The sequence below is a fragment of the Variimorphobacter sp. HTMS_6 genome, from assembly GCF_059717775.1.
Genome location: NZ_AP046094.1, coordinates 1,817,597 through 1,841,679, shown reverse-complemented (window position 1 = coordinate 1,841,679; position 24,083 = coordinate 1,817,597). Strand labels below are relative to the sequence as shown.

Here is a 24,083-nt window from a genome sequence, read left to right as displayed (position 1 = left end):
AAAGGAGCAGAAGTATGACCGGTAAAATAGTAGCAATCATTCAGGCAAGAATGGCATCCACCAGATTGCCCGGTAAAGTATTAATGCCAATGATGGATAAGACAATTCTGGAACAGATTATTAATCGGATATTAGCAGTGCCATCGATTCAAGAGGTGGTAGTTGCAACCACAGAGAATGAGTTGGATGACCCTGTAGAACTATTCTGTAAGGACAAGGGCATCAATGTCTTTCGCGGTAGCGACATTAATGTACTGGAACGTTTCTATCTTTGTGCAAAACAATACGGTGCCAAGATTATTGTTCGAGTAACTGCAGATGATCCCCTAAAGGATCCTGAAGTAATCGAGAACGCAATATCCATCTTTCGTGAGAATGATTATGATTATGTGAGTAATACAATCAACCCAACTTATCCGGAAGGAATTGATATTGAGGTATTTTCCTTCTATGCACTGAAAAAATGCTTCTTGGAGGCAACGCTTCCATCCGAAAAAGAACATGTCACTCCATTTCTCTACAAAAACCCACAACTATTCAAACTGCATAACTTTGAGAATGATACGGACTTATCTTATATGCGTTGGACCATCGATAAACCGCAGGACTATCTCTTTATTCATAAGGTTTATGAAGAACTTTATAAAAAACCGAATGAAATCTTCTCTATGCAGGAGGTATTGAGTTTGATAGATAAAAAACCGGAATTACTTGGTATTAATAGGGGACATATCAGGAATGAAGGTTATATAAAATCGATAGAAGCGGAAAGGAAAACAGAAGTAACAAAACGAATCTATGGAAATGAGCTAAATTATGTTATGGAGGTGCTTGATTCGGAATTTCGCTCCTCCAAAGGGGCACAGATGATGCAAAGACTTGAGAATTCCTTTGCGGAAAAATTAAATCGTAAATATGCAATAGCACTGGTAAATGGTACCTGTACCTTGCATGCAATTCTGGAAGCCGCAGGAATTGGGATAGGCGACGAGGTGATAGTACCACCTCTTACCATGTCCAGTACCGCCTTTGCAGTATTACAGGCGAATGCGACTCCGGTATTTGCAGATGTGGAACAGGATACCTTCTTAATTTCTCCGCCATCCATTCAAGATAGAATTACTACGAATACAAGGGCAATTATCACGGTATCTCTTTATGGATTATCTCCTGATATGGATGCAATCATGGAGATTGCAAAGGAACATCATATACTTGTAGTGGAAGATAATGCAGAATGTATGTTAGGGACCTACAAAGGTAGAATGGTAGGAACACTCGGTCATATCGCAAGCTATTCTTTCCAAAGCTCAAAGCATATCACCAGTGGAGAAGGGGGCATGGTGGTAACGGACTCATTAGAGTTGGCGGAGGGAGTGAGACGTGTCAGCTCCCTGGGCTATGCTGCTGTTGGCGCAACAAAAGCGAAAATAACAAAGCAGACGATTCAAGATCCGGACTATTCCAGACATGTCTCCATGGGATGGAATTATCGCATGCCGGAGCTATGTGCAGCGGTTGCTTTAGGGCAGTTAGAGAATGTGGAGGCACTCGTAGCAAGAAGAATTATTGTGGCTTTACTATATGAGAATGCGATAAAAGGAACCTCATGGCTTAAGCCGCAATATGTAGGAGAAGAGTATGAATGTACGTATTGGACCTATGTGGTAAAGCTGGATCATCCGACAATCAATTGGAAAGAGTTCCGTGATCAGTTTTTGGTATTTGGTGGAGACGGAATCTATGCGGCATGGAAGTTGACTTATCTGGAACCGATGATGAGTGAACAGAATTTACTCGGGAGGGAGAAGTTTATCTTGCAGAAGAATCTTAAATCCTATCAAAAAGGACTATGTCCGGTTGCAGAGGAGCTTCAGGGCAAGCTTTTACAGTTTAAAACGAATTATTGGAAGATTGAGGATGCGATGAAGCAGGCAGATGTTTTAAAGAAGACGATTGATTACTTCAATGAGCGGGGGAATTGAGTATGAATTCAATCTTTATAACCGGAATAGCCGGAATGCTGGGTTCAAATCTCGCTTTTTTATTACGGGATAAATATCACGTGGCCGGGGTAGATCTTCATGAAATCGAGATGGAAAAGGTATATGGGAATGTGTTTTCTGCACTAGATATGGAACTGATTAAACAACAGTTAATTAAGCATAGAACGGATGTATTAATACATTGTGCGGCGTTGGTGAATATGGATGAGTGTGAGGCGAATCCCGAGTACGCTGCTTTAGTGAACTACACAACTACGAAGAACCTGGCCTGGATATGTAAGGAGCTGGGTATCAAGATGGTTTTTATCTCTACCGATGCTGTATTTAACGGAACAAAAGATTCCCTTTATCTCGAAACAGATCCTCCGGGACCAATCAGTGTATATGGTAAAACGAAACTGAAGGCGGAAGAGGCAGTATTGATGTCAGAGCCTCATAACCTAGTTATAAGAACGAATATCTATGGCTTTAATTACCGGGAAAAAAGTAGTTTTGGAGAATGGATCTTGAACTCGCTAATCAGTAATATCGAGCTTAATATGTTCTTCGATATTTATTTTTCACCAATTTTGGTAAATGAACTTGGTGAAATACTGGATCATTGCTTGGAACGAGAATTAAATGGAGTATACCACATCTGTAGTACCGGATCAATTTCAAAATATGATATCGCAGTCGCAATCATGGAGGAGTTTGGTATTGATGGTTCCGTTAACAAGGTTTCAATGGAGCATTATAAGTTTAAAGCACCACGAACGAGGAATATGGGTCTGAGCAATGAGAAGATTAAAGAAGCTTTAGGAATTTATATTAGGACTCCAAGGGAAAGCGTGACAGAGTTTAAGAGACTATATAAAGAGAATTTTCCGGATTTACTAAGAGGAAAAACAAAGTGATTAAAAACTAGATAATCATTTAGGAGGTTGCAGGTATTGGTTACAATCGGAACAAGAATTATTGATGAAGATAACCCGCCGTATTTTATAGCAGATATCGCTTCCAATCATGATGGTGATATAGAGCGAGCCTTCCGATTAATTGAACTTGCTAAGGAGAGCGGAGCAGATGCTGCGAAGTTTCAAAACTTTCGGGCTTCTACAATTGTAAGCCGTGGAGGGTTTGATTCTTTGGGAGGGATGATATCCCATCAAAAGAATTGGAAGAAATCCGTTTATGAAGTTTATGAAGAATGCAGTATACAAAAAGAATGGACTACAAGACTTAAAGAGAAATGTGATGAAATAAAGATAGAATATATGACTTCACCGTATGATTTTGATTCGGTTGATTTAGCGGAGCCATATGTAAATGCTTATAAGATCGGATCGGGAGATATAACATGGATTAACATCGTAGAATATATTGCAGCCAAGGGAAAACCAGTGCTACTTGCAACCGGTGCTTCCGATATGCAGGATGTCAAACGTGCAGTAAAGGCTATCCAAAAAACAAATCAAAATATTATTCTGATGCAGTGTAATACAAACTATACCTTAAGCCAGGATAATTATCGTTCCATCAATTTGAACGTATTAAAAACTTATGCATCATCTTATCCGAATTTGATTCTCGGTTTGTCAGATCATACAAATGACCATATTACCGTACTGGGTGCGATTACGCTGGGTGCTAGGGTTATCGAGAAACATTTTACAGACGACAACGATAGAATGGGTCCCGATCATCGTTTTTCATTGAATCCCAGAACCTGGAGAGAGATGGTGAATCAATCCATGGAATTATGGGCTGCGTTGGGAGACGGAGTAAAGAAAGTGGAAGAGAATGAACAGGAATCTGCGAAGATACAAAGAAGAGCATTGTATTACACGAAGGATATGAATGCCGGTTCTATTATTAAGAAAGAAGATTTATATCCGCTCAGACCGATTCCAAAGGATGGAATCCCTCCATATGAAATCAATCAAGTAATTGGGAAAGAGCTACGCATAGATGTAAATGGAGACACATGTGTTAAATGGATGGATTTTTGAAAAGCCATGAGTAAGCCTGGAGGTTTAATATGAAGAAGGGTGAAAAAGTATATCTGACTGCGGTGGAGCGTGAAGATCTATATATTCTTATGAAATGGAGAAATACCGAGAAGTTTAAAAAACATTTTCGGGAATATCTTGAATTAAATAGTGATTCCCAAAATAAATGGTTTGAAAATAAGGTGTTAAATGATCCGTCCACAATCATGTTTTCCATTCGAAGAAGAAGTGATGACAAACTGCTAGGGTGTATGGGGCTCTGCTATATTAACTGGGTTCACCGACATGCAGATTTATCCCTCTACATCGGCTTTGAGAATGCCTATATTGATGATGAGGGATATGCGGAGGAAAGCTGTGATTTACTATTTGAATATGCATTTCATCAATTGGGATTGAATAAAATATGGACGGAAATCTATGAATTTGATTACAAAAAAAAGAAGCTGTTGTTTCGCTTGGGATTCCACCAGGATGGGGTACTGAGGAAGAATTACTATTATGATGGAAGATGGAACGACTCGCTAATCCTATCACTCCTAAATGAAGAATGGAAGCAAATTGATTAAGAATATATATATCGCGATTCTTAAGGTAAAATAATGCTTTCATATTGACGAATATAATCGGAGCGAGGTAGATGTTAATAAGAGTTTTGATACTCTTGATTTAAGTATTTATTAATACATTTGGAAGGGCTGGAATGATACATGAACATATTGGTTACAGGTGCGAATGGATTTATCGGTCAGAATTTAATCGCTTCACTAAGATTACTTGAGGATGTAACGGTTTATTCTTATGATCAGGATACGGACGCCCTATTATTTCATCAATACTGCAAGGAGGCAGATTTTATCTATCATCTGGCAGGAACAAACCGTCCAAAGGATAATCGAGAATTCATGCAAAACAATTCTGGTTTTACCGGAGAGCTGATAGAGAAGTTAAAGAACATAGGTAATTGCTGTCCGATTGTTTTTTCCTCGAGTATACAAGCCACACTTGATAATCCGTATGGTAAGAGCAAAAAAGCCGGGGAAGAGATCCTTTTAACATATGCTCGGGATACCAGTGCCAGAATTGTTATCCTTCGTATCCCAAATGTATTCGGCAAATGGTGCAGACCAAATTATAATAGCGTGGTCGCAACATTATCCTATAATATCATTCATAATTTACCGATTACAATCCACGATCCGCAGCATGTCATGAATCTTGTTTACATAGATGATCTGATTGAAGAGATGATAAAGCTTATTGATCAAGATGAATATGGTTATCATGAAATTGAAAGTACTTATACAACTACATTGCAATATATAATTGACTTGATGCTTACATTCAAAAATAGCAGGGAGAATAAAATATTACCAAATCTTTCTGAAGAGTTTGCTCGGAAGCTTTATAGTACCTACATCAGTTATCTTCCCGAATTACAATTAAAATATAAGCTAAAGACGAATATTGATGAGAGAGGTTCCTTTACTGAATTTATCAAAGGGGAAACCTTTGGTCAATTATCGGTAAATCGATCTAAACCCGGAATTATCAAAGGGAATCATTGGCATAAGTTAAAGCATGAACGATTCCTGGTTGTATCAGGTAAGGGTGTGATTCGGCTTCGTAAAATTAATACAAGTAAAGTAATTAAGATAATGGTGGATGGAGAGGAGCCGGAGGTCGTTGATATCCCTCCTGGTTACGTCCATAACATCGAAAATATTGGATCCACGGATATGATCATACTGATATGGGCAAACGAGATATTTGATTCGAATCATCCGGATACTTACCATATGAAAGTGTGATCGTATGCTATAGAATGGAGAATGCAATGAAGAGATTAAAGGTTATGACGGTAGTGGGAACTAGGCCGGAGATTATTCGGTTATCCGCAGTAATAAATAAATTAGAAGAATGTGAAGCGATAGAACATATTCTTGTTCATACCGGACAGAATTATGACTATGAATTAAATGAAGTATTCTTCCGTGATCTGAATATTAGAAAGCCTGACTATTATCTGGATACAGCGACAGGAACTCCTATGGAGACAATTGGGAACATATTAATTAAGATTGACCGGGTTTTTGAGGAATGTAAACCGGAGGCGTTACTTATCCTCGGAGATACGAACAGCTGTCTGTGTGCAATTGCCGCCAAGAAAAAACATATACCAATCTTTCATATGGAAGCGGGAAATCGATGCTTTGATGAAAGGGTACCGGAAGAGAGCAATCGTAAGATTGTTGATCATATTGCGGATATCAATATGCCCTATAGCACAATCGCAAGAGAGTATCTTCTGAGAGAAGGGATTCCGGCGGACCGAATTATTAAAACCGGAAGTCCAATGTATGAAGTAATACATTCCAAAATGAAAGGGATTGAAGAATCCGATATACTAGACAGGCTAAAGCTAAATGAGAATGATTACTTTGTTGTATCAATGCACCGGGAAGAAAACGTAAATAGCGATGATAATTTTTATCATATCATAGAGTCGTTAAACGGGATTGCCGAGAAATATAATAAACCGATTATTATAAGCACCCATCCAAGAACACGTGCGATGATGAAAGAAAAAGAAATTACACTTCACCCATATATAAGGACGATGAAGCCCTTCGGATTCTATGATTATCTAAAGCTTCAAACTAAGGCGAAGGTTGTATTAAGTGATAGCGGTACCATTAGTGAAGAATCCTCCATACTTCGGTTTAAAGCCATTAATATTAGACAATCACATGAGAGGATGGAAGCGATGGAGGAAGCAATTGTTATGATGAGCGGATTAACGAAAGAACGGATACTACAGGTGCTGGAGGTTCTAGAAGGGCAAAAAAGAGAAACACTCAGAGAGGTTCTTGATTACACCATGCCAAACGTCTCGGATAAGGTGCTTCGAATTATCTTATCCTATACGGATTATATTCACAGAGTAGTATGGGGAAAATAACTCGTTGAGCTTATAAAATATAGAATTTTATGCATAGATTTATATAAAAAGCAGAAACAGGTGTATATTATGATTAACTAATTTAATCATAATATACACCTGTAGAGTCCTTATCAAATGTTGGTTTTAATGTATATTAGCTTGAGATTCTCTGTTATCGTCTGATCCAGAAGAATAATCTTCTGATGAGACCTGCAATTACACCAATGATGATAGCAATAGCAATAGCAAGTAATGCGTATCTTCTGGTAAAGCTTAGACAATTAAATTCAATAATTAGAGCGGCAACTGTAACAACACCATGGAAGAAATACAAACCGGTTATCATGATGATAAAGGTAATAAGATCAATGATTAAGGCTACTTTAATACTGATTTCTGTTCTACAACGTGCTGCGATACTATATGCCAATGCTCCTAAGAATCCTGGAACGATTAGTACGAGAAAATATTGAAATAGGGTAAAAAAATCCATGCAAATTCTCCTTTACAAAAATGTATTATTCTGTAATATTATACGAAGTTCTAAGCAATATTGTTACAAATATTGTCGAATTTAAGAAGTGCTACTCAGTTGTGTGAGTTAGGCGCTTTTTTTAATCCAATGTATGCATCGTATTCATATGCATTAAAGATTTCCTTATTTTGGGGCAATGTTCGATTACAATATCTACATAATGTTATATGACAGTAAGGTTTTATATATAAATGATTTAACATATGAGTCGAAACCTAAAATAATGATATCTTTTGTATTATCATATGATGAAAATTTCATTTCGTGCCTAAAAATATATTTAAATAGAGCAAATTGGAATGTTATGAAGTTTTCTAGATTATAATGGAATATATAACATTATAATGGAAATAAATGTTGCAATGTGGTAAAATTGTAAATTATAAATAACGTAGAACCTTAAATGTGATTTTAATATTCAAAAGATGAGGGAAAGAAAATGACAGTTTCGATTTACATCGACTTTCTTGCGATAATCCTAGTTGCACTTACGATTGGGCTCGCGAGAAAAAATATAATTATCAATAACTATAAAAACAAAATATACATAGCGCTGTCTTTCGTTGTTATTATGATACTTCTATTAGAAATATCAACTATATTAATGGATGTTCCCGGGAATAAGGCTTTGGTGGTCCCTAACCGAATTGCTGATTGTTTGGGCTTTTCTTTAAGTCCTTTTACAACTGCTCTTTTGGTACTGTTTAATAACAACTTAAAGGTGAAAAGTTTTTTCAAAAGTTTGTTTATCATACCCTTATATATAAATATATTAGTATGTGTCCTTAGCTATAAAACCGGTTGGGTATTTTATGTTGATTCCAATAACATCTATTCCAGAGGTGAATATTTTTTGATCCCTGAATTCGTTTCGATGTTGTACCTAGCGATTATGACCATAACAATTATAAAAAACAGATTAGAGTATGAGGATGAGGAGATACGGTTTCTTCTGGTTATTATTATCATTCCGGTTATAAGTTCTATGGTTCAGATTAACTTTAGTAATGTTTTGTTGATTTGGATGAGTGCCGCGATATCCTTGGTCATGTATTATATATTTTTACGTGAATTACAATTTAAATATGATATACAAACCGGTATTAGAAATCGATATGCTTTTGAACAAGAAGTTGAAAAATTACGCAAGGAAAATTGTAATGTAGCAATTGTGATTGTAGATATTAATAATTTAAAAAGAATAAATGATCGGATGGGTCATAAAGTAGGGGATGAAATTATTAAATATGCGGCAGGAATTTTAGAAGAAAGTTTCTTAGGAATCGGAAAAACATATCGAATCGGTGGAGATGAGTTCTGCGTACTATGTAAAGAGATTTCGAGGTCGTTGCTTGATACATCCTTGAATTGCCTGGATATTATGATTAGCAATGTTGATATACTTCGTGATGAAAAAATGGAACTTGCGTATGGCTATTCTTTCTATACAAAAAATGAAAACAGTAGTATCTATGCATCTTACATTAAAGCAGATATGGCGATGTATGAACATAAAGCAATGCTAAAGGGTAAAGTACCTATCGTCACATAATATTACGGCTTGTAATGATTTGAATAAAGAGCTTCATAAGTGGGCTAACCCATTTGTTCTTATGATGAGCACACACAGCCACTAGCGTTTGATTATCCAGCTCGGTGTTAATCTTGCACAATTCACCACTATCTAGCTCTTTTTTAACAGTAAAGGATGGTAAATAGGTAATGCCTACATCATTTTTTACAAGATTTTTTATCGTTGGAATACTCCAGAGTTCTATTGTATGATCAAGTTTGATGTTCTTCGAGCTCAAATAACCCTCAAAAATCTGTCGAAAGATACAATCAGGCTCATCGATTATTAATGGAAGATCAATAATTTGATTCGGTGAAATGAAATCACTGTAATTTTGTTTAATACGTGGAGAAGCGACGAGATCCATAGTACATTCGCCGATCGGATAAGCTTGCAAAAAATCAGCGGCATCGCAGACATTCAAATAAAATATACCAAGGTCTACCTTTCCTGTTCTTACCTTTTCCAGTATCTCATAGCAATTCGTTGATCGTAAATATAACTTGGCTTTCGGAGCAAGACGATGAAATTCCTTTAGTACGGGGGCCATCTGATAGCACAGTAAAGTTTCGCCTGATTCTATATGTAATTCTCCTTTTAATTCAGCAAGATTTTCGCTAAATCCATTCAATTTTTCGATTGATTCTAATACTTGATCAACATAATTAATCAATTCTTCTCCTGCTTTTGTCAGTGCCATGTTTCTCCCAATCTTTTCGAATATTTTGATAGAAAGAGACTCTTCCAATTGCTTCATCTGAAATGTAATTGTGGATTGGGTATAATTTAATTTATCAGCTGCTTTGGTAAAGCTACCTTCTGTTACAATCGCTTTAAAGGTATGAAGATATTTAATATCCATAGTTTCTCCTTAATGGTTCGAAAATTTTGAAGTTTTAATTCAATAATTTCAATTTGATTTAATTAATATTAATTTGTATTATATTAGAAAAATGAGGAGATGACAAGAAGATGAACATTATTTTAGCTTATTTACCGTATGCATTTATAACAGCGTATACACCCGGACCGAATAATATTTTGGCTTTCAATGCAGTAAGTAGGAAAGGTATTAAAAAGGGGAAATACACTTTGTTTGGAATTGCTTTGGGCTTTTTGCTTGTAATGGTATTTAGCGCTCTGCTGTGTATGGAGCTAGTCGAATATATTCCACAATTTGCAGGAATATTAAAATATATAGGAGCAGTATATATTATATGGCTTGCTTTGCATATTCTACTTAGTAAACCGACAAGGGAACATAGTGATGAAAAAGGAGATTTTTTAACCGGCTTTTTGCTCCAGTTTATCAATATAAAAATAATTCTCTACGCCATTACGATATATTCCGGTTATTTGCTTCCGTATTCTCATTCGAAGCTATTATTGAGTGTAAGTGTTGTATGTAACACTGTAATTGGGATATCAGGATGTATCACTTGGGCATTAGCAGGGCAGCTTTTACAAAAACAATTTATTAAACATTACCGTATTATGAACCTGATTATGGCAATTATATTACTTTGGAGTGCATTTCGATTGATATTTTCCTCTTGACATGCAACCAAAAGGTTGCTAATATTAGCGCACATTATTGTAGCTTCAGAAATTATAGTATGAAATAGTAACAGACCTGTATTAGAAATAACAATGATATTATTATGAAACACATGGAGGAAGACATATGAAGTTAATTATGTATGGTGCGGAGATTTGTCCGGACTGTGTAGAAGCTAAGACACAAATAATTCAAAATCAAGCAATTGAGCTTGATTACCGCAATATAACAGAAAGTACTGCAATCTTAAAGGAGTTTTTATCCTATCGTGACCATGAAGATATTTTTAAACCAATCATAAACAAAGGGTCTATCGGTATTCCGTTCTTCATTCTTGATGATGGAACAAAAACTTTTGAAATCACCGATTTTATGGAAGTCACAACTTCATCTGTTTCAGCTACATCCTGTTCCATCGATGGAAGTGGGCAGTGCTAAATAAAAGTAGATAATTTAATAAATCCTTCTAAATAGCTATCGTATGGACAGTAATCCTTATGATAGCTATCGTTATTATGGCACTATCACTTAGTGCCAAAGTATGTTTTGTTTAAATTGCTTGAAACAAGAGTTTAAGTTTATAATATAAACATCAAGATAACGTATTGGCCAAGCGTTAGCAAGTAGCAATTACATAATGTATTCGTGGGAGGATTTTTAATGAAAGAAAGAGTTCAGGTATTCGGAAGGTTTTTAAGCGGAATGGTAATGCCTAATATTGGTGCATTTATCGCTTGGGGTATTATCACTACATTATTTATTAAGACAGGTTGGATCCCTAATGATAAATTATCTACATTAGTTGACCCTATGATTAAATATTTATTACCTTTATTAATTGCATATACTGGTGGTAAAATAGTAGCAGATGTTAGAGGTGGAGTAATGGCGGTAATCGTAACGATGGGTATTATCGTTGCTTCCGGTTCCCCTATGTTTCTTGGCGCCATGATTGTAGCTCCGATTGCAGCTTGGGTTATCAAAAAATTCGATCAACTAGTGGATGGTCACATTCCTCCCGGTTTCGAAATGTTGGTAAACAACTTTTCAATTGGTATTATTGGTGCAATCTTAGTTATACCAGCTTATTACGGATTTACTCCGGTGATATTAGCTCTGACAAATGGTTTGGCTGCAGCAGTTCAATTTTTTGTAGATAATCATTTATTACCATTAGCAAGTGTGTTTATTGAACCTGCTAAAGTATTGTTCCTTAATAATGCGATTAACCATGGTATCCTATCTCCAATGGGTATGGCACAAGTAAAAGATGCAGGGAAATCAATATTCTTCCTGATGGAAGCAAACCCGGGCCCTGGTCTTGGTATCTTATTAGCATACTGCTTAGTCGGTAAAGGAAGTGCAAAAGGTTCTGCCCCAGGTGCTGTAATCATTCATTTCTTTGGCGGTATTCATGAGATTTACTTCCCGTTCGTATTGATGAATCCGTCCCTTTTATTAGCAGCGATTGCAGGTGGAGCAAGTGGTATCTTTACATTAACTTTATTCAAGGCTGGTTTATCCGCACCGGCGGCTCCAGGAAGTATTATCGCTGTATTAGGTATGACTCCGAAAGGCAATTATGTAGGCGTTATAGCTGCAGTAGTTATCGCAGCCGCGGTTTCCTTCATCATATCCATACCACTGATTAAGAAGTTTGGTAAAGATGACGATTTTGAAGCAGCAAAAGCGAAAAAAGATCGTATGAAATCAGAATCAAAAGGAATTACAACAGAGCAACCTACATTAGCAGCTGGCGTGATAGGCACAATTAATAAGATCATCTTTGCATGTGATGCAGGCATGGGCTCCTCGGCAATGGGCGCTACTATTCTTCGCAAGAAATTAAAAGCAGCAGGACTGGATTCAATTACAGTAGAACATGCGTCCGTTTCCTCTATTCCGGGTGATGCTCAAATTGTGGTTACTCATGAAAGTTTAAAAGAGAGAGCGGCTCATAGTGCACCAAATGCACAGCTGGTTCTTATCACGAATTTCATGACTGCTCCGGAATATGATGAGTTAGTAACTTCACTGAAAAACGCATAAGTAAAAGAGGTAAAATAAAGGATGATATGGTTTAGCACAGTAAATTGATTTACTGTGCTAAACCTTAATCAAATTTAGGAAGAGATAGGTGATTACGATGGAATTAACCCCACGTGTAAGACAAATCTTATCAGTTCTATTAACCGAGCGGGAAGTATTACCTGTTAAAAATCTTGCTCAAAAACTTAATATCAGTAAGAGAACCGTCCAAAGAGAATTAGATTATATCAGCTATATTCTAAAAAAGTATAATATCAATCTATGTGCCAAAACCGGTACAGGTATATGGCTGGAAGGAGATCATTATCAAAAGCAATTACTTCTTAATCAACTTGAAAATCAGAATAAAATGGATTTTGCTGATAAGTCGGAGCGTCGTAAGAATCTAATGCTTGAGCTTTTAAAAGATCAAACACCTAAAAAACTATATTATTATGCCAATTTATTCAGTGTAAGTGAAGCTACGATTAGTAAGGATATTGAACGTGTTGAGCCATGGTTTCAGAACTATAATATTGAAATTATCAGAAAACAAGGGTATGGAGTTACATTACAGGGAAGAGAAAAGAATATTAGACTTGCTATCCGTGAGTTCATCTCTAAGAATATGGATTCTCCAACCCTGAATCAGCTATATAAGCAAAGGGAAATATCTACTCCCAAAGCGGTGGGAATAAAGAATATCAAAAACAGGTATCAATTGTTAAATGAGGATATCCTGCATCGAGTGAAAATATGTTTTGAAAGTATACCGGATACAAGAATTAGCAGATTGGCCGAGGAATCTTATATCGGTCTGATTTTGCATGTGACAATTGCAATTGAACGTGTGATTGCAGGAGATATTATTGAACAAAACGAAGAACTCTTAGAGATATTAAAGCAGGATGAAGATTATAATCTGGCATTATTAATTGTATTTTCTCTGGAAAATGAATTTGGAGTAGAAATACCGGATATTGAAATTGCCTTCATCTGTCTTCATATAAAGGGATCAAAACTGCAACGAACAAATTCCGCACCGGATATGATTTCAAACGAACATATGCAAGAAATCAATGAGCTGGTGCTGGGTATGATTGTTGCTTATGATGAGCAATTAGCAAGTATATTAGAAGCAGATGAAGAATTTGTAATGGGATTAGCTACACATCTACGACCCGCATTGGTAAGGCTTCGTAACCATATGCTAATTGAAAACCCTCATCTAAAAGAAATTAAGGAATCGTATGCGGAGGTTTTTGAACGCTGTGTAAGAGTAGCAAGGTTCTTGAAAGCATCTACCGGGTGTGAGATTCCTGACACTGAAGTAGGATTTCTTGCGCTTCATTTTGGAGCAGCAATGGTTCGACTCGAGAGTGAAAAAACGAATAAACGAGTGGTGAATATCGGAGTAGTATGTGCGAGTGGAATCGGAATTTCACGTTTAATGGTTTCTAGGCTCCATAATTTTTTAACGAACAGAGCAATACTGAATGCATACGCTAAGACTGATTTGACTCAATTTGTACTGGAAAAGAATGATTTCTTTGTATCCAGTATAGAGCTTGGGGACTTGGATGTTGAGGTTGTTCAAGTGAATCCACTATTACCGGAGGAGGATTTGTTACGTATTGACGAGGTAGTTCAAAAGTATGAATCCACCTCAAAGAAGAGAGAAAATAATTCGGACTTTGAACGACAGATGGAAAAGATTAATGATTTGGCAGGTAGAATTAAAGAAATATTACGTAATTTCTTTTGCCTAGAGATTGATGAACATGTGAAATTTCAAGATATACTTGAAATTGCTGCAAGAAAAATCACTCCTTATGAAGAAAGCCAGCAGAGAATCATTATAGAGATAAAAAAACGGGAGGAAATTGCGACACAGATTATACCCGAGCTTGAAATAGCATTATTGCATGCGAGAGTGAAGGGGATCTTTGAGACGGGGTTCTATGTTTGTGTACCGCACAATCGCGACAAATTTATGAATCCTTATATGCAATCAACCAAAGCAGTGGTGATTATGCTGATTCCCGATGATGAAAATAAGCAGGAAAACAGCCAACTATTAGGGCATTTAAGTGAGAATTTTATCAAGGATACTGATTTTTTAGAGGATGTGAAATCAGGTGATGATATACGGATTAAAGGATCACTTTCCCGTCTGATGAAAGAATATTTTAATAAGTATCTGGATGTAGTATAACAAAAGTGAGAGCGTTTCCGAATGGCACTAACGGATGATGACAAACTTCGTTTTGTTTAAATTGAAACTATCTTACTTTCACATTACAATATTATTATAACATTAGTAACATTAACTAGACTAAAAATTGAAGATCGAGGTAAAAATATGTTTTTTGCAAAAAAGGATAATAACGCATCGCTTGATATACTTCAGAAAAAAAATATTATATTGAACAGTAAAGAAGATAAACGCGAGGAAGTAATCAAAAAGCTAGGAAATTTGCTAGTGGAAAGCGGTTATGTAAACTTTAATTATATTGAAGCGATGATCGAAAGGGAAAAAACGTTTGCTACCTATATGGGTAATGGAATTGCATTGCCTCACGGAGTAGAGAGTGCTAAAGAAGAAATTCTGGCGTCAGGAATTGCCATTATGACCATACCGGATGGTGTTGATTGGAACGGCGAATCTGCTAAGATCATTATTGCCATCGCTGGAAAGGGAGATGAACATCTGGACATTCTTGGAAATATTGCTTCGAAGTTAAGTGAAGAAGAAGCGGTGGAAGAACTATTAACCATGAATGTGGATGAAGTATACGAGTTCATTACCAGAAAGGAAGATTAGCAAATGATAATTACAGTTACGCTAAACCCGGCAATTGATAAGACCGTTGATATCGGGGAGTTTCAATATAGCGGCTTAAATCGAATCACCTCCTCCGTTCTTGATCCGGGTGGAAAAGGAATTAATGTATCAAAGACCATTAAGCATCTGGAAGGTAATACGATAGCAACCGGATTTATTGGTGGTAATGGTGGAAATATCATTGAGCAGGGATTAAAAGGGCTGGGCATTAAGAGCGATTTTATTCATGTAGATGGCGAGACTAGAACGAATATGAAGGTTGTTGATGCAGTAGGAAATGTTACTGAATTCAATGAACCTGGACCCGTTATCAAAAAAGAAGATATTAAGGAATTGCTTGAAAAGTTGGATGCCTTGGCAGATAAGGATACGCTTTTTGTATTAGCCGGAAGCATCCCTCAGGGAGTGGATAAAGATATATATCGCAATATCATAGAGATTGTAAAGAAGAAGGGTGCAAGGGTATTTCTCGATGCAGATGGAGAATTATTTGTAAAGGCACTTAATGGTAAGCCTGACTTTATTAAACCAAATCGCTTTGAATTGGAGCAGTATTTTGAATTTAAAGGGAGTGCAAAAGATTCTGATTTGATTGATATGGGAAGAAAATTACAAGCTACCGGAATTGGAACCGTTGCAATATCACTTGGAAGTGAAGGAGCATTATTTATCCTACCGAATGAAGTAATCAAGGTGCCTGGTTTGAAAGTAGAGGCGCATTCCACCGTCGGTGCGGGGGATGCCATGGTAGCAGCGCTATCTTATGGAATTGATAGGGGTCTTGTGATGAGTGAATGTATCAGATTAGGGGTTGCGACCAGTGCGGGCGCGGTTACCACAATCGGAACAAAACCTCCGACCAAGGAATTAGTAGAACAATTAATGCAAGAAGTGAACTTAATTCGATTATAGATAAACTAAAAGAGGAGCGATTAAAATGAAAACAAGAGCAGTAAGAATGTATGGAGCATATGACCTTAGATGCGAAGAGTTTGAATTACCTAGTATAAAAGAGGATGAGATACTAGTAAAAGTAATCAGTGATAGTATCTGTATGTCAACCTATAAATTAGTAGATCAGGGTGTAAAGCATAAGCGAGCACCAAAAAATATCGCAACTAATCCAATCATTATCGGACATGAATTTGCAGGTGATATCGTAGAGGTTGGTGACAAATGGAAGGATCAGTTTAAACCCGGTCAAAAGTTTGCACTTCAGCCGGCCTTGAATTATCAGGGGAAACTTGATTCTCCGGGTTATTCCTATGAATTTTTCGGTGGAGCGTGTACCTACTGTGTGATTCCGCAGGAAGTTATGGAGCTTGGATGTTTACTTAACTATGATGGTGATTCGTACTTTGAAGCATCCTTAGGTGAACCTATGAGCTGTATCCTCGGAGGATATCATGCAAATTATCATACCAATAAAGTGAATTATGACCACGCGATGGGAACCAAAGAAGACGGTAATATCATTATTCTGGGTGGATGTGGGCCGATGGGATTAGGTGCAATTAGCTACGGATTATGTTTTAAGAATAAGCCGAAGAGAATTGTTGTAACAGACATTGATGATGCAAAAATTGCCAGAGCCAGAGAAGTAATCTCAGAAGAAGAAGCAAAGGCAAAGGGAGTGGAGCTTATCTATGTCAATACCTCAAGTTATGAGGATCCAATCGCTCATTTGATGAATATAACAGAAGGCCATGGCTATGATGATGTATTCGTATATATCCCGAACAAAGCGGTAGCAGAAATGGGAGATAAATTGTTGGCTTTCGATGGATGTATGAACTTTTTTGCAGGGCCCTCCGATAATCAATTTTCTGCATCCATCAATTTGTATAATGTTCATTACACAAGTTCCCATGTTCTTGGAACAACTGGCGGTAATACGGATGACTTAATCCAGGCGATTGATTTATCCTCTAAAAGATTAATTAATCCAGCTGTAATGGTAACACATATCGGAGGACTAGATTGTGTTGCAGAAACCACGATCAATCTACCAAAGATTCCTGGTGGAAAGAAATTAACGTATACACAGTTTGACATGCCGCTTACAGCAATTGAAGACTTTGAAGAATTAGGAAAAACCGATTCATTATTTGCAAAGCTTGATGCTAGCTGTAAGGCACATAAAGGCTTATGGAATACGGAAGCAGAGAAAATATTATTTGAACATTTTAATGTGTAGTGTTATGTTTTATTTGGGAAGGGTGATCGTATGGTAAGTCAAAAAGTTGTAGTTGTAAATAAAAGTGGTATTCATGCAAGGCCGGCAGGTGAGTTGGTCAAAGTAACAAAGCTCTGTACCTCGGATACACTGATGCTGGTAGATCAAAAGATAATTAACTTGAAAAGTATTTTGAACATTATGGCTGCAGCCGTCCGCCAAGGCACAGAGGTTACAATCCAGTGTGACGGTGAAGGAGAAGAAGAGGATTTAAAGCGAATTATCGATGCAATTAACGGTGGATTAGGGGAATAGGTAATAGGTGCAGGTATGCAAAAATATGAAGGAAAAAGTGTATACGGTGGAATAGCAATTGGAAAAGTGCTTGTATTTCATAAAACGGAAGACCAGGTAATTAGAAAGCATATTGCAGATACACAGGCTGAGATGTTTCGTTTGAAGGAAGCCACTAACACAGCAAAAGAGGAACTTCAGCTACTATATGAAAAAGCCATCACTGAAGTTGGTGAAGCAAATGCCATGATCTTTGAGGTTCATCAGATGATGCTTGAAGATCAGGACTACGTGGATTCCGTAACCCATATCATAGAAAATGAAAAGATTAATGCGGAATTTGCTATTGCAACTACGGGAGAAAACTTTGCACAAATGTTCTCCGCCATGGATGATGATTATATGAGAGAACGCGCAGCGGATGTGAAGGATATATCGAACCGTTTAATAAAGATATTGACCGGAAGTAAGCAACAGGATTTCCATTCTGATGAACCTTATATACTGGTAGCAGAGGATTTGGCACCGAGTGAAACTGTCCAACTGGACAAAAGCAAGGTGCTAGCCTTTGTAACCAGATTAGGATCTACCAATTCGCATACTGCAATTCTTGCAAGGATGATGAATATTCCTGCATTGATTGGTGTGGAGTTTGAGGAAAACTGTGATGGTATCGATGCGATTGTGGATGGCTATCAAGGAGAGTTTATCACAGAGCCTACGGATGAGATTACCGAGATTATGTTGGCAAGGCAGCAAGAGGATTTGCGTAAGAAAGAACTTCTACAAAGCCTTAAAGGAAAAGAAAACATTACACAAGACGGTAGAAAAATCGATATATATGCAAATATAGGCAGTGTATCCGATGTTGCTAATGTTCTTCAAAATGATGCAGGAGGCATAGGATTATTCCGTAGCGAATTCTTATATCTTGAGAAGAATACATTCCCGACAGAGGAAGAGCAATTTATAACCTATAAAACTGTCCTTGAGAATATGGCAGGCAAAAAAGTGATTATTCGTACGCTGGATATCGGTGCAGATAAACAGGTCGATTATTTTGACCTTGGTAAGGAAGAAAATCCTGCAATGGGTTATCGTGCGATTCGAATCTGTTTAAATCAACCGGATATCTTTAAGACCCAGCTTAGAGCAATATACAGAGCCAGTGTATACGGTACTGTTTCGATTATGTATCCAATGATTATATCAGTGGATGAGGTCAGAAAAATAAAAGAAATTGTGAAGGCAGTGAAAGAAGAACTTACTAATCAGGGAATTCCTTATCGTGAGGTAGAGCAGGGTGTGATGATTGAAACACCGGCAGCGGTTATGATAAGTGATTTGCTGGCGGATGAGGTGGATTTCTTTAGTATCGGAACAAATGATTTAACACAATATACACTTGCGATAGACAGACAAAATCCAAGATTAGATCATATCTATGATTCTCATCATCCTGCAGTTCTTAGAATGATTAAAATGGTGGTTGAAAACGGCCATAAGGGTGGTTGCTGGGTTGGAATCTGTGGCGAACTTGGTGCTGACACCACACTTACCGAAGAATTTTTAAGAATGGGTGTGGATGAACTATCGGTTTCTCCGAATTTCGTACTTGGGGTTCGTGAAAAGGTTCGAAGTTTAGATTTGAAATAAATATAAATATTCATATTTCGCAGGTGATTCAAATAGTGAATACTTGCTGAAATACGTCATATAGCTACGAAGAGCCTCTAGTTTTAATATCTTTATTCCAGCTTCGATGTAACGTTGCAATTCACATATTGATTTGTCAAACAAATATGAATAAGCTCTCCATGATTTACAGAAAATATATCATTAGATATAAGGAGGTAAACATGGAGAGCTTTCCTACGATTCATACTAATTTTTGGGATGCAATTATTGCAGTTCCACTTGTTTTAATCATAACACAGCTAATTAAGATGCTTTTACCGATACCTCGATCCTTTATTCCATCAATAGCTAGTATCATCGGGCTTATTATATCAATATTCTTTTCACACAGAGGTAATCTCCCTGCAGGTATTTTTATGGGCTTTTTTTATGGGAACGCAGCGGTAGGAACATTTTCATCAATAAAAATTGCATTAATTGCATATAAAAACAGAAGAACTAGGAAAAAGGCAGTTCCTTGATTCACTATAAAATTTAATTCGTAAAGCATTCATGGATATACAAAAAATATATCTGTAGAAAAACATGGTATAATAATTATTGGAAACATGTAATAAAAAAGAGAATGGAGGACATCCATGGAGCAAATCACTATAAAAACAACAATTAATGCACCGATTGAAAGAGTGTGGAAGTTCTTTGCTGAGCCGGAACATATCAAACAATGGAATACTGCCTCAGAAGATTGGCATACTACTGCAGCGGAAAATGATTTAAGAGTGGGTGGACGCTTTTGCTCACGGATGGAAGCAAAGGATGGCAGTTTTGGCTTTGACTTTTCAGGTACGTATGATAATGTTAAAAATTATGAAAATATTGCATATACGCTAGATGATAATAGGAGGGTTGATATTACCTTTCATAAATTAGCAAACGATGTCACACAAGTAGTAGAGGTGTTTGACGCTGAGAATGAGAATTCGATTGAAATGCAAAGGGCTGGTTGGCAAGCAATCCTTGATCATTTTAAAAACCATGTTCAAAACGCTTGAAAATAGTTTATTAGTAGGATCAACGATATCTATAAAAAAGTATTATTGATAAATAATTTACTATGAAAAAGCAATGTGATAATATGGTAGTTTATAAAAAGTTTAAAGTTATTTTAGCATATTTTGATTGACACCTATATGGAATTACCATATAATGAGGTCACAAAAGAAAATACATCAAACACATCTGTATTAGGGAGTAGTTTTAATGTACCATCCAACAATGCGGCTTAACAGCCTGGAGGTACATGCCAAATTTTGGTTACCAGACTTTTCAGTGGATTTATTTTATTTAAAAATAAATCCATGAAAAGTCTTTTTTTGTTCTAAAGGAAAGATTTTATAATCAGTGATAAAGTCATTGAATTCTATAGAATAAAAAAAGTCTGAGCAGTTTATGTTATGTCGGACATGTGTAATGGTAATGGATACATAGAAAATGTATTTCCTTCATTGATAATTTAACAATAATGGATTGCATTATTTAGTAATGAAAGCTCACGAAATACATTTATTAATTGCTGAAAGGCAATAATAAAGGAAGAATGTTTGAATTGTATGAATTTTGATTTGGTATCAAGGAGGATATAAATGAAGCAATGGTTTAAAATGCCGGTAGATGACATACTTAAGGATCTTAATGTATCAAGAGATGGTCTGTCTACGCAGCAAGCACAAAAAATTCGAGATGAAAAAGGTGAAAATGCGTTATTAGAAGCTGATAAAAAAAGTGTTATTCAGGTTTTTTTAGAACAGTTTAAGGATTTGCTTGTAATAATATTAATTGTAGCAGCCATTATATCTATGTTCTCAGCACATCTTGAGAGTACGATTGTTATATTTGCAGTAATTATTTTGAATGCTATGTTAGGTACGATACAGCATATCAAAGCAGAGAAATCGTTGGAAAGTCTGAAGATGCTTTCTTCGCCTAATGCAAAAGTATATAGAGATGATAAAAAGGTTGAAATTCCTGCAAGAGAAGTGGTTCCTGGAGATATATTAGTATTAGATGCCGGTGACTTAGTAGCCGCTGACGGAAGAATTCTTACTAATTTCTCGTTGCAGGTTAATGAAAGCTCCCTGACTGGGGAATCTACAAATGTTGATAAAAGTGATAAGGATATTACCGAGGATGTAGCTCTGGGCGATCGTATTAACATGGTGTATTCCGGTAGTCTTGTAACATATGGACGTGCTACCGTAGTAGTAACAGATACCGGAATGAACACAGAGATTGGTAAAATAGCCGGATTAATGAATGATACGAAGGAGAAGAAGACTCCGCTCCAGGTCAGCCTTGATAATTTCAGTAGTAAATTGGCGTTGGTAATCATGGTAATCTGTGCTGTGGTATTTTTACTAAGTATGTATCGTGAAATGCCGATTCTTGACTCGTTAATGTTTGCAGTTGCACTTGCAGTTGCAGCGATTCCTGAAGCGCTTGGTTCTATTGTAACTATCGTTCAGGCGATGGGTACACAGAAGATGGCGAAGGAACAGGCAATCATTAAGGAATTGAAAGCGGTAGAGAGTTTAGGTTCCGTATCTGTTATCTGTTCTGATAAAACAGGCACTTTGACTCAAAATAAAATGACGGTTCAACAGATATACATTGATGAACAAACAATGGACTTTGATGAAATTGATTTAAAGAATCAGCTCCATCGATATTTGCTATATAATGCGATACTTACAAATGATGCATCGATTCATAATGGGGTTGCAATCGGGGATCCCACGGAGTATGCATTACTTGAAATGGCTCGTAAAGTAAAAATTCAAGATGAAGAAATTCGTGATATGATGACTCGCTTGGAAGAAATACCGTTTGACTCCGATCGTAAATTAATGAGTACAAAATATGAGCTACGTGGAATTCCGACGATACTTACTAAGGGGGCGCTTGATGTTCTTTTAGAACGTACCATCAAAATACGTACATCGACAGGGATCAGAGATATTACCGAACAGGATAAGAAAAATATTCTGGACAAGAATATGGAGTTTTCTGAAAATGGCCTAAGAGTCCTTGCCTTTGCGTACAAGGAGGTGGGTAAGGAGGATGAGCTTACCCTAGAAAATGAAAATGATTATACCTTTATCGGTTTAATCTCCATGGTGGATCCGCCAAGAGAGGAATCAAAAACTGCTGTTGCTGATGCGAAACGAGCAGGAATTAAGCCGGTTATGATTACCGGCGACCACAAGATAACTGCGGTAGCGATTGCAAAACAGATTGGTATTTATGAAGAAGGTGATTTTGCGTATACCGGTGCAGAACTGGATGCGATGTCTGAAGATGAATTAGATGCAAAAATCAGTGATATCTCTGTCTATGCTAGGGTATCACCTGAGAATAAAATTCGAATTGTAACAGCATGGCAGAGAAAAGGAAATATAGTTGCGATGACAGGTGACGGTGTTAACGATGCGCCGGCATTAAAGAAGGCAGACATCGGTGTAGCAATGGGTATTACAGGTACAGAAGTATCCAAGGATGCTGCGGCGATGATCTTATCCGATGATAATTTTGCAACTATTATTAAAGCGGTAGCAAACGGTAGAAATGTATACCGTAATATTAAGAACGCAATACAGTTCTTATTGTCCGGTAATATGGCAGGTATTTTAAGTGTATTATACACATCTCTGCTAGCACTTCCCGTTCCGTTTAAGCCCGTACATTTACTATTCATTAATTTATTAACGGACTCTCTACCTGCGATTGCAATCGGTATGGAACCTCCGGAGGATAACTTGCTTTCTCAAAAGCCAAGAGATCCAAAGCAGGGTATTCTGAGTAAAGAATTTTTATTGATCCTGTTGGCACAGGGAGGGTTGATCGCAGTTAGTACCATGATTGCTTTTTATATTGGTTATCAAAATGGCAATGAACTGGTTGCAAGCTCGATGGCATTTGCAACACTAACGATGGCAAGACTTTTCCATGGATTTAACTGTAGAAGTCATAGATCTATTTTTCACATCGGTTTTTCAAAAAACTGGAGTAGTTTATGGGCGTTCTTAATCGGTACACTTTTATTGAATTTGGTGTTATTCGTTCCGTTTTTACAGAACCTATTCTCGGTTTCTGACCTTACGGGAAGTCAAATCGGTTACATCTATTTACTTGCAATTATACCGACTATAATCATTCAGATAACTAAGCTTATAAGAAATAAATAAATAATTTATATTAATAAAATGAGTCGACTCTTATCATTAGATTTTATCTCTAACTTTAAGCGGTTACCTAAAATACGAAAATCATAAAGGGCTATTTTAGAATTAAAATACTTGGAGGAAAAGTGATCCTCGAGTAACCTTAATTCTGGAATAGCCCTTAATGTTTGTCATGTTTGACTGCTCTTATTAAATCTGTAAATAGTATAATACTTCCTGTATATTAGCAACCAATTACTTATGACCATATGATAAAC

21 protein-coding genes are annotated in these 24,083 nt (G+C 36.8%); 19 read left to right on the top strand and 2 right to left on the bottom strand.

The window, feature by feature from the left end:
- Positions 1 to 14 precede the first annotated feature (14 nt).
- The 6 genes from AC6IWN_RS08290 (at position 15) to wecB (ending at position 6,959) form a co-directional block, all read left to right on the top strand.
- Positions 15 to 1,985 (top strand): DegT/DnrJ/EryC1/StrS family aminotransferase, encoded by a 1,971-nt coding sequence (locus tag AC6IWN_RS08290; protein WP_497991906.1) that lies wholly within the window; start codon positions 15 to 17, stop codon positions 1,983 to 1,985.
- A 2-nt stretch (positions 1,986 to 1,987) separates the two neighbouring features.
- Positions 1,988 to 2,902 carry an SDR family oxidoreductase gene (locus tag AC6IWN_RS08285; protein ID WP_497991905.1) on the top strand — a complete coding sequence of 305 codons (915 nt, stop codon included), beginning with the start codon at positions 1,988 to 1,990 and terminating at the stop codon, positions 2,900 to 2,902.
- 36 nt (positions 2,903 to 2,938) lie between these two features.
- Complete coding sequence (locus tag AC6IWN_RS08280) at positions 2,939 to 3,997, top strand: N-acetylneuraminate synthase family protein (RefSeq protein WP_497991904.1); 1,059 nt, start codon at positions 2,939 to 2,941, stop codon at positions 3,995 to 3,997.
- Positions 3,998 to 4,026: 29 nt separating this feature from the next.
- Positions 4,027 to 4,566, top strand: a complete 540-nt coding sequence (locus tag AC6IWN_RS08275) for a GNAT family N-acetyltransferase (RefSeq protein WP_497991903.1) — start codon at positions 4,027 to 4,029, stop codon at positions 4,564 to 4,566.
- Positions 4,567 to 4,707: 141 nt separating this feature from the next.
- Entirely contained in the window at positions 4,708 to 5,808 is a 1,101-nt protein-coding gene (locus AC6IWN_RS08270; RefSeq protein ID WP_497991902.1) for a polysaccharide biosynthesis C-terminal domain-containing protein, read from the top strand.
- Positions 5,809 to 5,834: 26 nt separating this feature from the next.
- Positions 5,835 to 6,959, top strand: a complete 1,125-nt coding sequence (gene wecB, locus AC6IWN_RS08265) for a non-hydrolyzing UDP-N-acetylglucosamine 2-epimerase (protein ID WP_497991901.1) — start codon at positions 5,835 to 5,837, stop codon at positions 6,957 to 6,959.
- A gap of 154 nt (positions 6,960 to 7,113) precedes the next feature.
- Here the strand turns inward: wecB and AC6IWN_RS08260 are convergent, their stop codons facing one another.
- Positions 7,114 to 7,434, bottom strand: coding sequence for a hypothetical protein (locus AC6IWN_RS08260; protein ID WP_497991900.1), 321 nt, complete (start codon positions 7,432 to 7,434; stop codon positions 7,114 to 7,116).
- Positions 7,435 to 7,915: 481 nt separating this feature from the next.
- On the opposite strand from AC6IWN_RS08260, the gene AC6IWN_RS08255 reads away from it, so the two are divergent.
- Positions 7,916 to 9,028: a GGDEF domain-containing protein gene (locus tag AC6IWN_RS08255; protein WP_497991899.1), complete on the top strand. Its 1,113-nt coding sequence runs from the start codon at positions 7,916 to 7,918 to the stop codon at positions 9,026 to 9,028.
- Here AC6IWN_RS08255 and AC6IWN_RS08250 read toward each other — a convergent pair.
- Entirely contained in the window at positions 9,021 to 9,911 is an 891-nt protein-coding gene (locus AC6IWN_RS08250; RefSeq protein WP_497991898.1) for a LysR family transcriptional regulator, read from the bottom strand. The two genes, AC6IWN_RS08255 and AC6IWN_RS08250, sit on opposite strands and share 8 nt — an antisense overlap.
- A 110-nt stretch (positions 9,912 to 10,021) precedes the next feature.
- Here AC6IWN_RS08250 and AC6IWN_RS08245 point away from each other — a divergent pair, with 110 nt between their 5' ends.
- The 12 genes from AC6IWN_RS08245 to AC6IWN_RS08190 all read left to right on the top strand — a co-directional run bounded on the left by AC6IWN_RS08245 (position 10,022) and on the right by AC6IWN_RS08190 (position 23,829).
- A complete protein-coding gene (locus AC6IWN_RS08245) occupies positions 10,022 to 10,606 on the top strand; it encodes a LysE family transporter (protein WP_497991897.1) in 585 nt (194 codons plus the stop codon).
- Between the two features lie 127 nt (positions 10,607 to 10,733).
- The gene (locus AC6IWN_RS08240) at positions 10,734 to 11,045 is read left to right on the top strand and encodes a glutaredoxin (protein WP_497991896.1); all 312 of its coding nucleotides are present in this window, start codon (positions 10,734 to 10,736) and stop codon (positions 11,043 to 11,045) included.
- Positions 11,046 to 11,267: 222 nt separating this feature from the next.
- On the top strand, positions 11,268 to 12,656 hold the full coding sequence (locus AC6IWN_RS08235) for a PTS mannitol transporter subunit IIBC (protein WP_497991895.1): 1,389 nt from the start codon (positions 11,268 to 11,270) through the stop codon (positions 12,654 to 12,656).
- Positions 12,657 to 12,753: 97 nt separating this feature from the next.
- Complete coding sequence (locus tag AC6IWN_RS08230) at positions 12,754 to 14,850, top strand: BglG family transcription antiterminator (protein WP_497992190.1); 2,097 nt, start codon at positions 12,754 to 12,756, stop codon at positions 14,848 to 14,850.
- Between the two features lie 147 nt (positions 14,851 to 14,997).
- Positions 14,998 to 15,459 carry a PTS mannitol transporter subunit IIA gene (locus AC6IWN_RS08225; RefSeq protein ID WP_497991894.1) on the top strand — a complete coding sequence of 154 codons (462 nt, stop codon included), beginning with the start codon at positions 14,998 to 15,000 and terminating at the stop codon, positions 15,457 to 15,459.
- A gap of 3 nt (positions 15,460 to 15,462) precedes the next feature.
- Positions 15,463 to 16,392: a 1-phosphofructokinase gene (pfkB, locus tag AC6IWN_RS08220; RefSeq protein ID WP_497991893.1), complete on the top strand. Its 930-nt coding sequence runs from the start codon at positions 15,463 to 15,465 to the stop codon at positions 16,390 to 16,392.
- Positions 16,393 to 16,417: 25 nt separating this feature from the next.
- Positions 16,418 to 17,677, top strand: a complete 1,260-nt coding sequence (locus AC6IWN_RS08215; protein ID WP_497991892.1) for a zinc-binding dehydrogenase — start codon at positions 16,418 to 16,420, stop codon at positions 17,675 to 17,677.
- A 30-nt stretch (positions 17,678 to 17,707) separates the two neighbouring features.
- A complete protein-coding gene (locus tag AC6IWN_RS08210; RefSeq protein ID WP_497991891.1) occupies positions 17,708 to 17,971 on the top strand; it encodes an HPr family phosphocarrier protein in 264 nt (87 codons plus the stop codon).
- 15 nt (positions 17,972 to 17,986) lie between these two features.
- Complete coding sequence (gene ptsP / locus AC6IWN_RS08205; RefSeq protein ID WP_497991890.1) at positions 17,987 to 19,606, top strand: phosphoenolpyruvate--protein phosphotransferase; 1,620 nt, start codon at positions 17,987 to 17,989, stop codon at positions 19,604 to 19,606.
- Between the two features lie 203 nt (positions 19,607 to 19,809).
- Positions 19,810 to 20,109: a hypothetical protein gene (locus tag AC6IWN_RS08200; RefSeq protein ID WP_497991889.1), complete on the top strand. Its 300-nt coding sequence runs from the start codon at positions 19,810 to 19,812 to the stop codon at positions 20,107 to 20,109.
- 117 nt (positions 20,110 to 20,226) lie between these two features.
- A complete protein-coding gene (locus AC6IWN_RS08195; protein WP_497991888.1) occupies positions 20,227 to 20,640 on the top strand; it encodes an SRPBCC family protein in 414 nt (137 codons plus the stop codon).
- A 591-nt stretch (positions 20,641 to 21,231) separates the two neighbouring features.
- Positions 21,232 to 23,829 carry a cation-translocating P-type ATPase gene (locus AC6IWN_RS08190; RefSeq protein WP_497991887.1) on the top strand — a complete coding sequence of 866 codons (2,598 nt, stop codon included), beginning with the start codon at positions 21,232 to 21,234 and terminating at the stop codon, positions 23,827 to 23,829.
- Positions 23,830 to 24,083 lie beyond the last annotated feature (254 nt).

What these genes read in the sequence shown, in the direction of transcription:
- AC6IWN_RS08250 (WP_497991898.1), bottom strand. Translation starts at nt 9,911, where the DNA reads ATGGATATTAAATATCTTCATACCTTTAAAGCGATTGTAACAGAAGGT.
- AC6IWN_RS08200 (WP_497991889.1), top strand. Translation starts at nt 19,810, where the DNA reads ATGGAGAGCTTTCCTACGATTCATACTAATTTTTGGGATGCAATTATT.
- AC6IWN_RS08285 (WP_497991905.1), top strand. Translation starts at nt 1,988, where the DNA reads ATGAATTCAATCTTTATAACCGGAATAGCCGGAATGCTGGGTTCAAAT.
- AC6IWN_RS08235 (WP_497991895.1), top strand. Translation starts at nt 11,268, where the DNA reads ATGAAAGAAAGAGTTCAGGTATTCGGAAGGTTTTTAAGCGGAATGGTA.
- AC6IWN_RS08190 (WP_497991887.1), top strand. Translation starts at nt 21,232, where the DNA reads ATGAAGCAATGGTTTAAAATGCCGGTAGATGACATACTTAAGGATCTT.
- pfkB (WP_497991893.1), top strand. Translation starts at nt 15,463, where the DNA reads ATGATAATTACAGTTACGCTAAACCCGGCAATTGATAAGACCGTTGAT.
- ptsP (WP_497991890.1), top strand. Translation starts at nt 17,987, where the DNA reads ATGCAAAAATATGAAGGAAAAAGTGTATACGGTGGAATAGCAATTGGA.
- AC6IWN_RS08230 (WP_497992190.1), top strand. Translation starts at nt 12,754, where the DNA reads ATGGAATTAACCCCACGTGTAAGACAAATCTTATCAGTTCTATTAACC.
- AC6IWN_RS08215 (WP_497991892.1), top strand. Translation starts at nt 16,418, where the DNA reads ATGAAAACAAGAGCAGTAAGAATGTATGGAGCATATGACCTTAGATGC.
- AC6IWN_RS08210 (WP_497991891.1), top strand. Translation starts at nt 17,708, where the DNA reads ATGGTAAGTCAAAAAGTTGTAGTTGTAAATAAAAGTGGTATTCATGCA.
- AC6IWN_RS08260 (WP_497991900.1), bottom strand. Translation starts at nt 7,434, where the DNA reads ATGGATTTTTTTACCCTATTTCAATATTTTCTCGTACTAATCGTTCCA.
- wecB (WP_497991901.1), top strand. Translation starts at nt 5,835, where the DNA reads ATGAAGAGATTAAAGGTTATGACGGTAGTGGGAACTAGGCCGGAGATT.
- AC6IWN_RS08255 (WP_497991899.1), top strand. Translation starts at nt 7,916, where the DNA reads ATGACAGTTTCGATTTACATCGACTTTCTTGCGATAATCCTAGTTGCA.
- AC6IWN_RS08240 (WP_497991896.1), top strand. Translation starts at nt 10,734, where the DNA reads ATGAAGTTAATTATGTATGGTGCGGAGATTTGTCCGGACTGTGTAGAA.
- AC6IWN_RS08195 (WP_497991888.1), top strand. Translation starts at nt 20,227, where the DNA reads ATGGAGCAAATCACTATAAAAACAACAATTAATGCACCGATTGAAAGA.
- AC6IWN_RS08245 (WP_497991897.1), top strand. Translation starts at nt 10,022, where the DNA reads ATGAACATTATTTTAGCTTATTTACCGTATGCATTTATAACAGCGTAT.
- AC6IWN_RS08270 (WP_497991902.1), top strand. Translation starts at nt 4,708, where the DNA reads ATGAACATATTGGTTACAGGTGCGAATGGATTTATCGGTCAGAATTTA.
- AC6IWN_RS08290 (WP_497991906.1), top strand. Translation starts at nt 15, where the DNA reads ATGACCGGTAAAATAGTAGCAATCATTCAGGCAAGAATGGCATCCACC.
- AC6IWN_RS08225 (WP_497991894.1), top strand. Translation starts at nt 14,998, where the DNA reads ATGTTTTTTGCAAAAAAGGATAATAACGCATCGCTTGATATACTTCAG.
- AC6IWN_RS08275 (WP_497991903.1), top strand. Translation starts at nt 4,027, where the DNA reads ATGAAGAAGGGTGAAAAAGTATATCTGACTGCGGTGGAGCGTGAAGAT.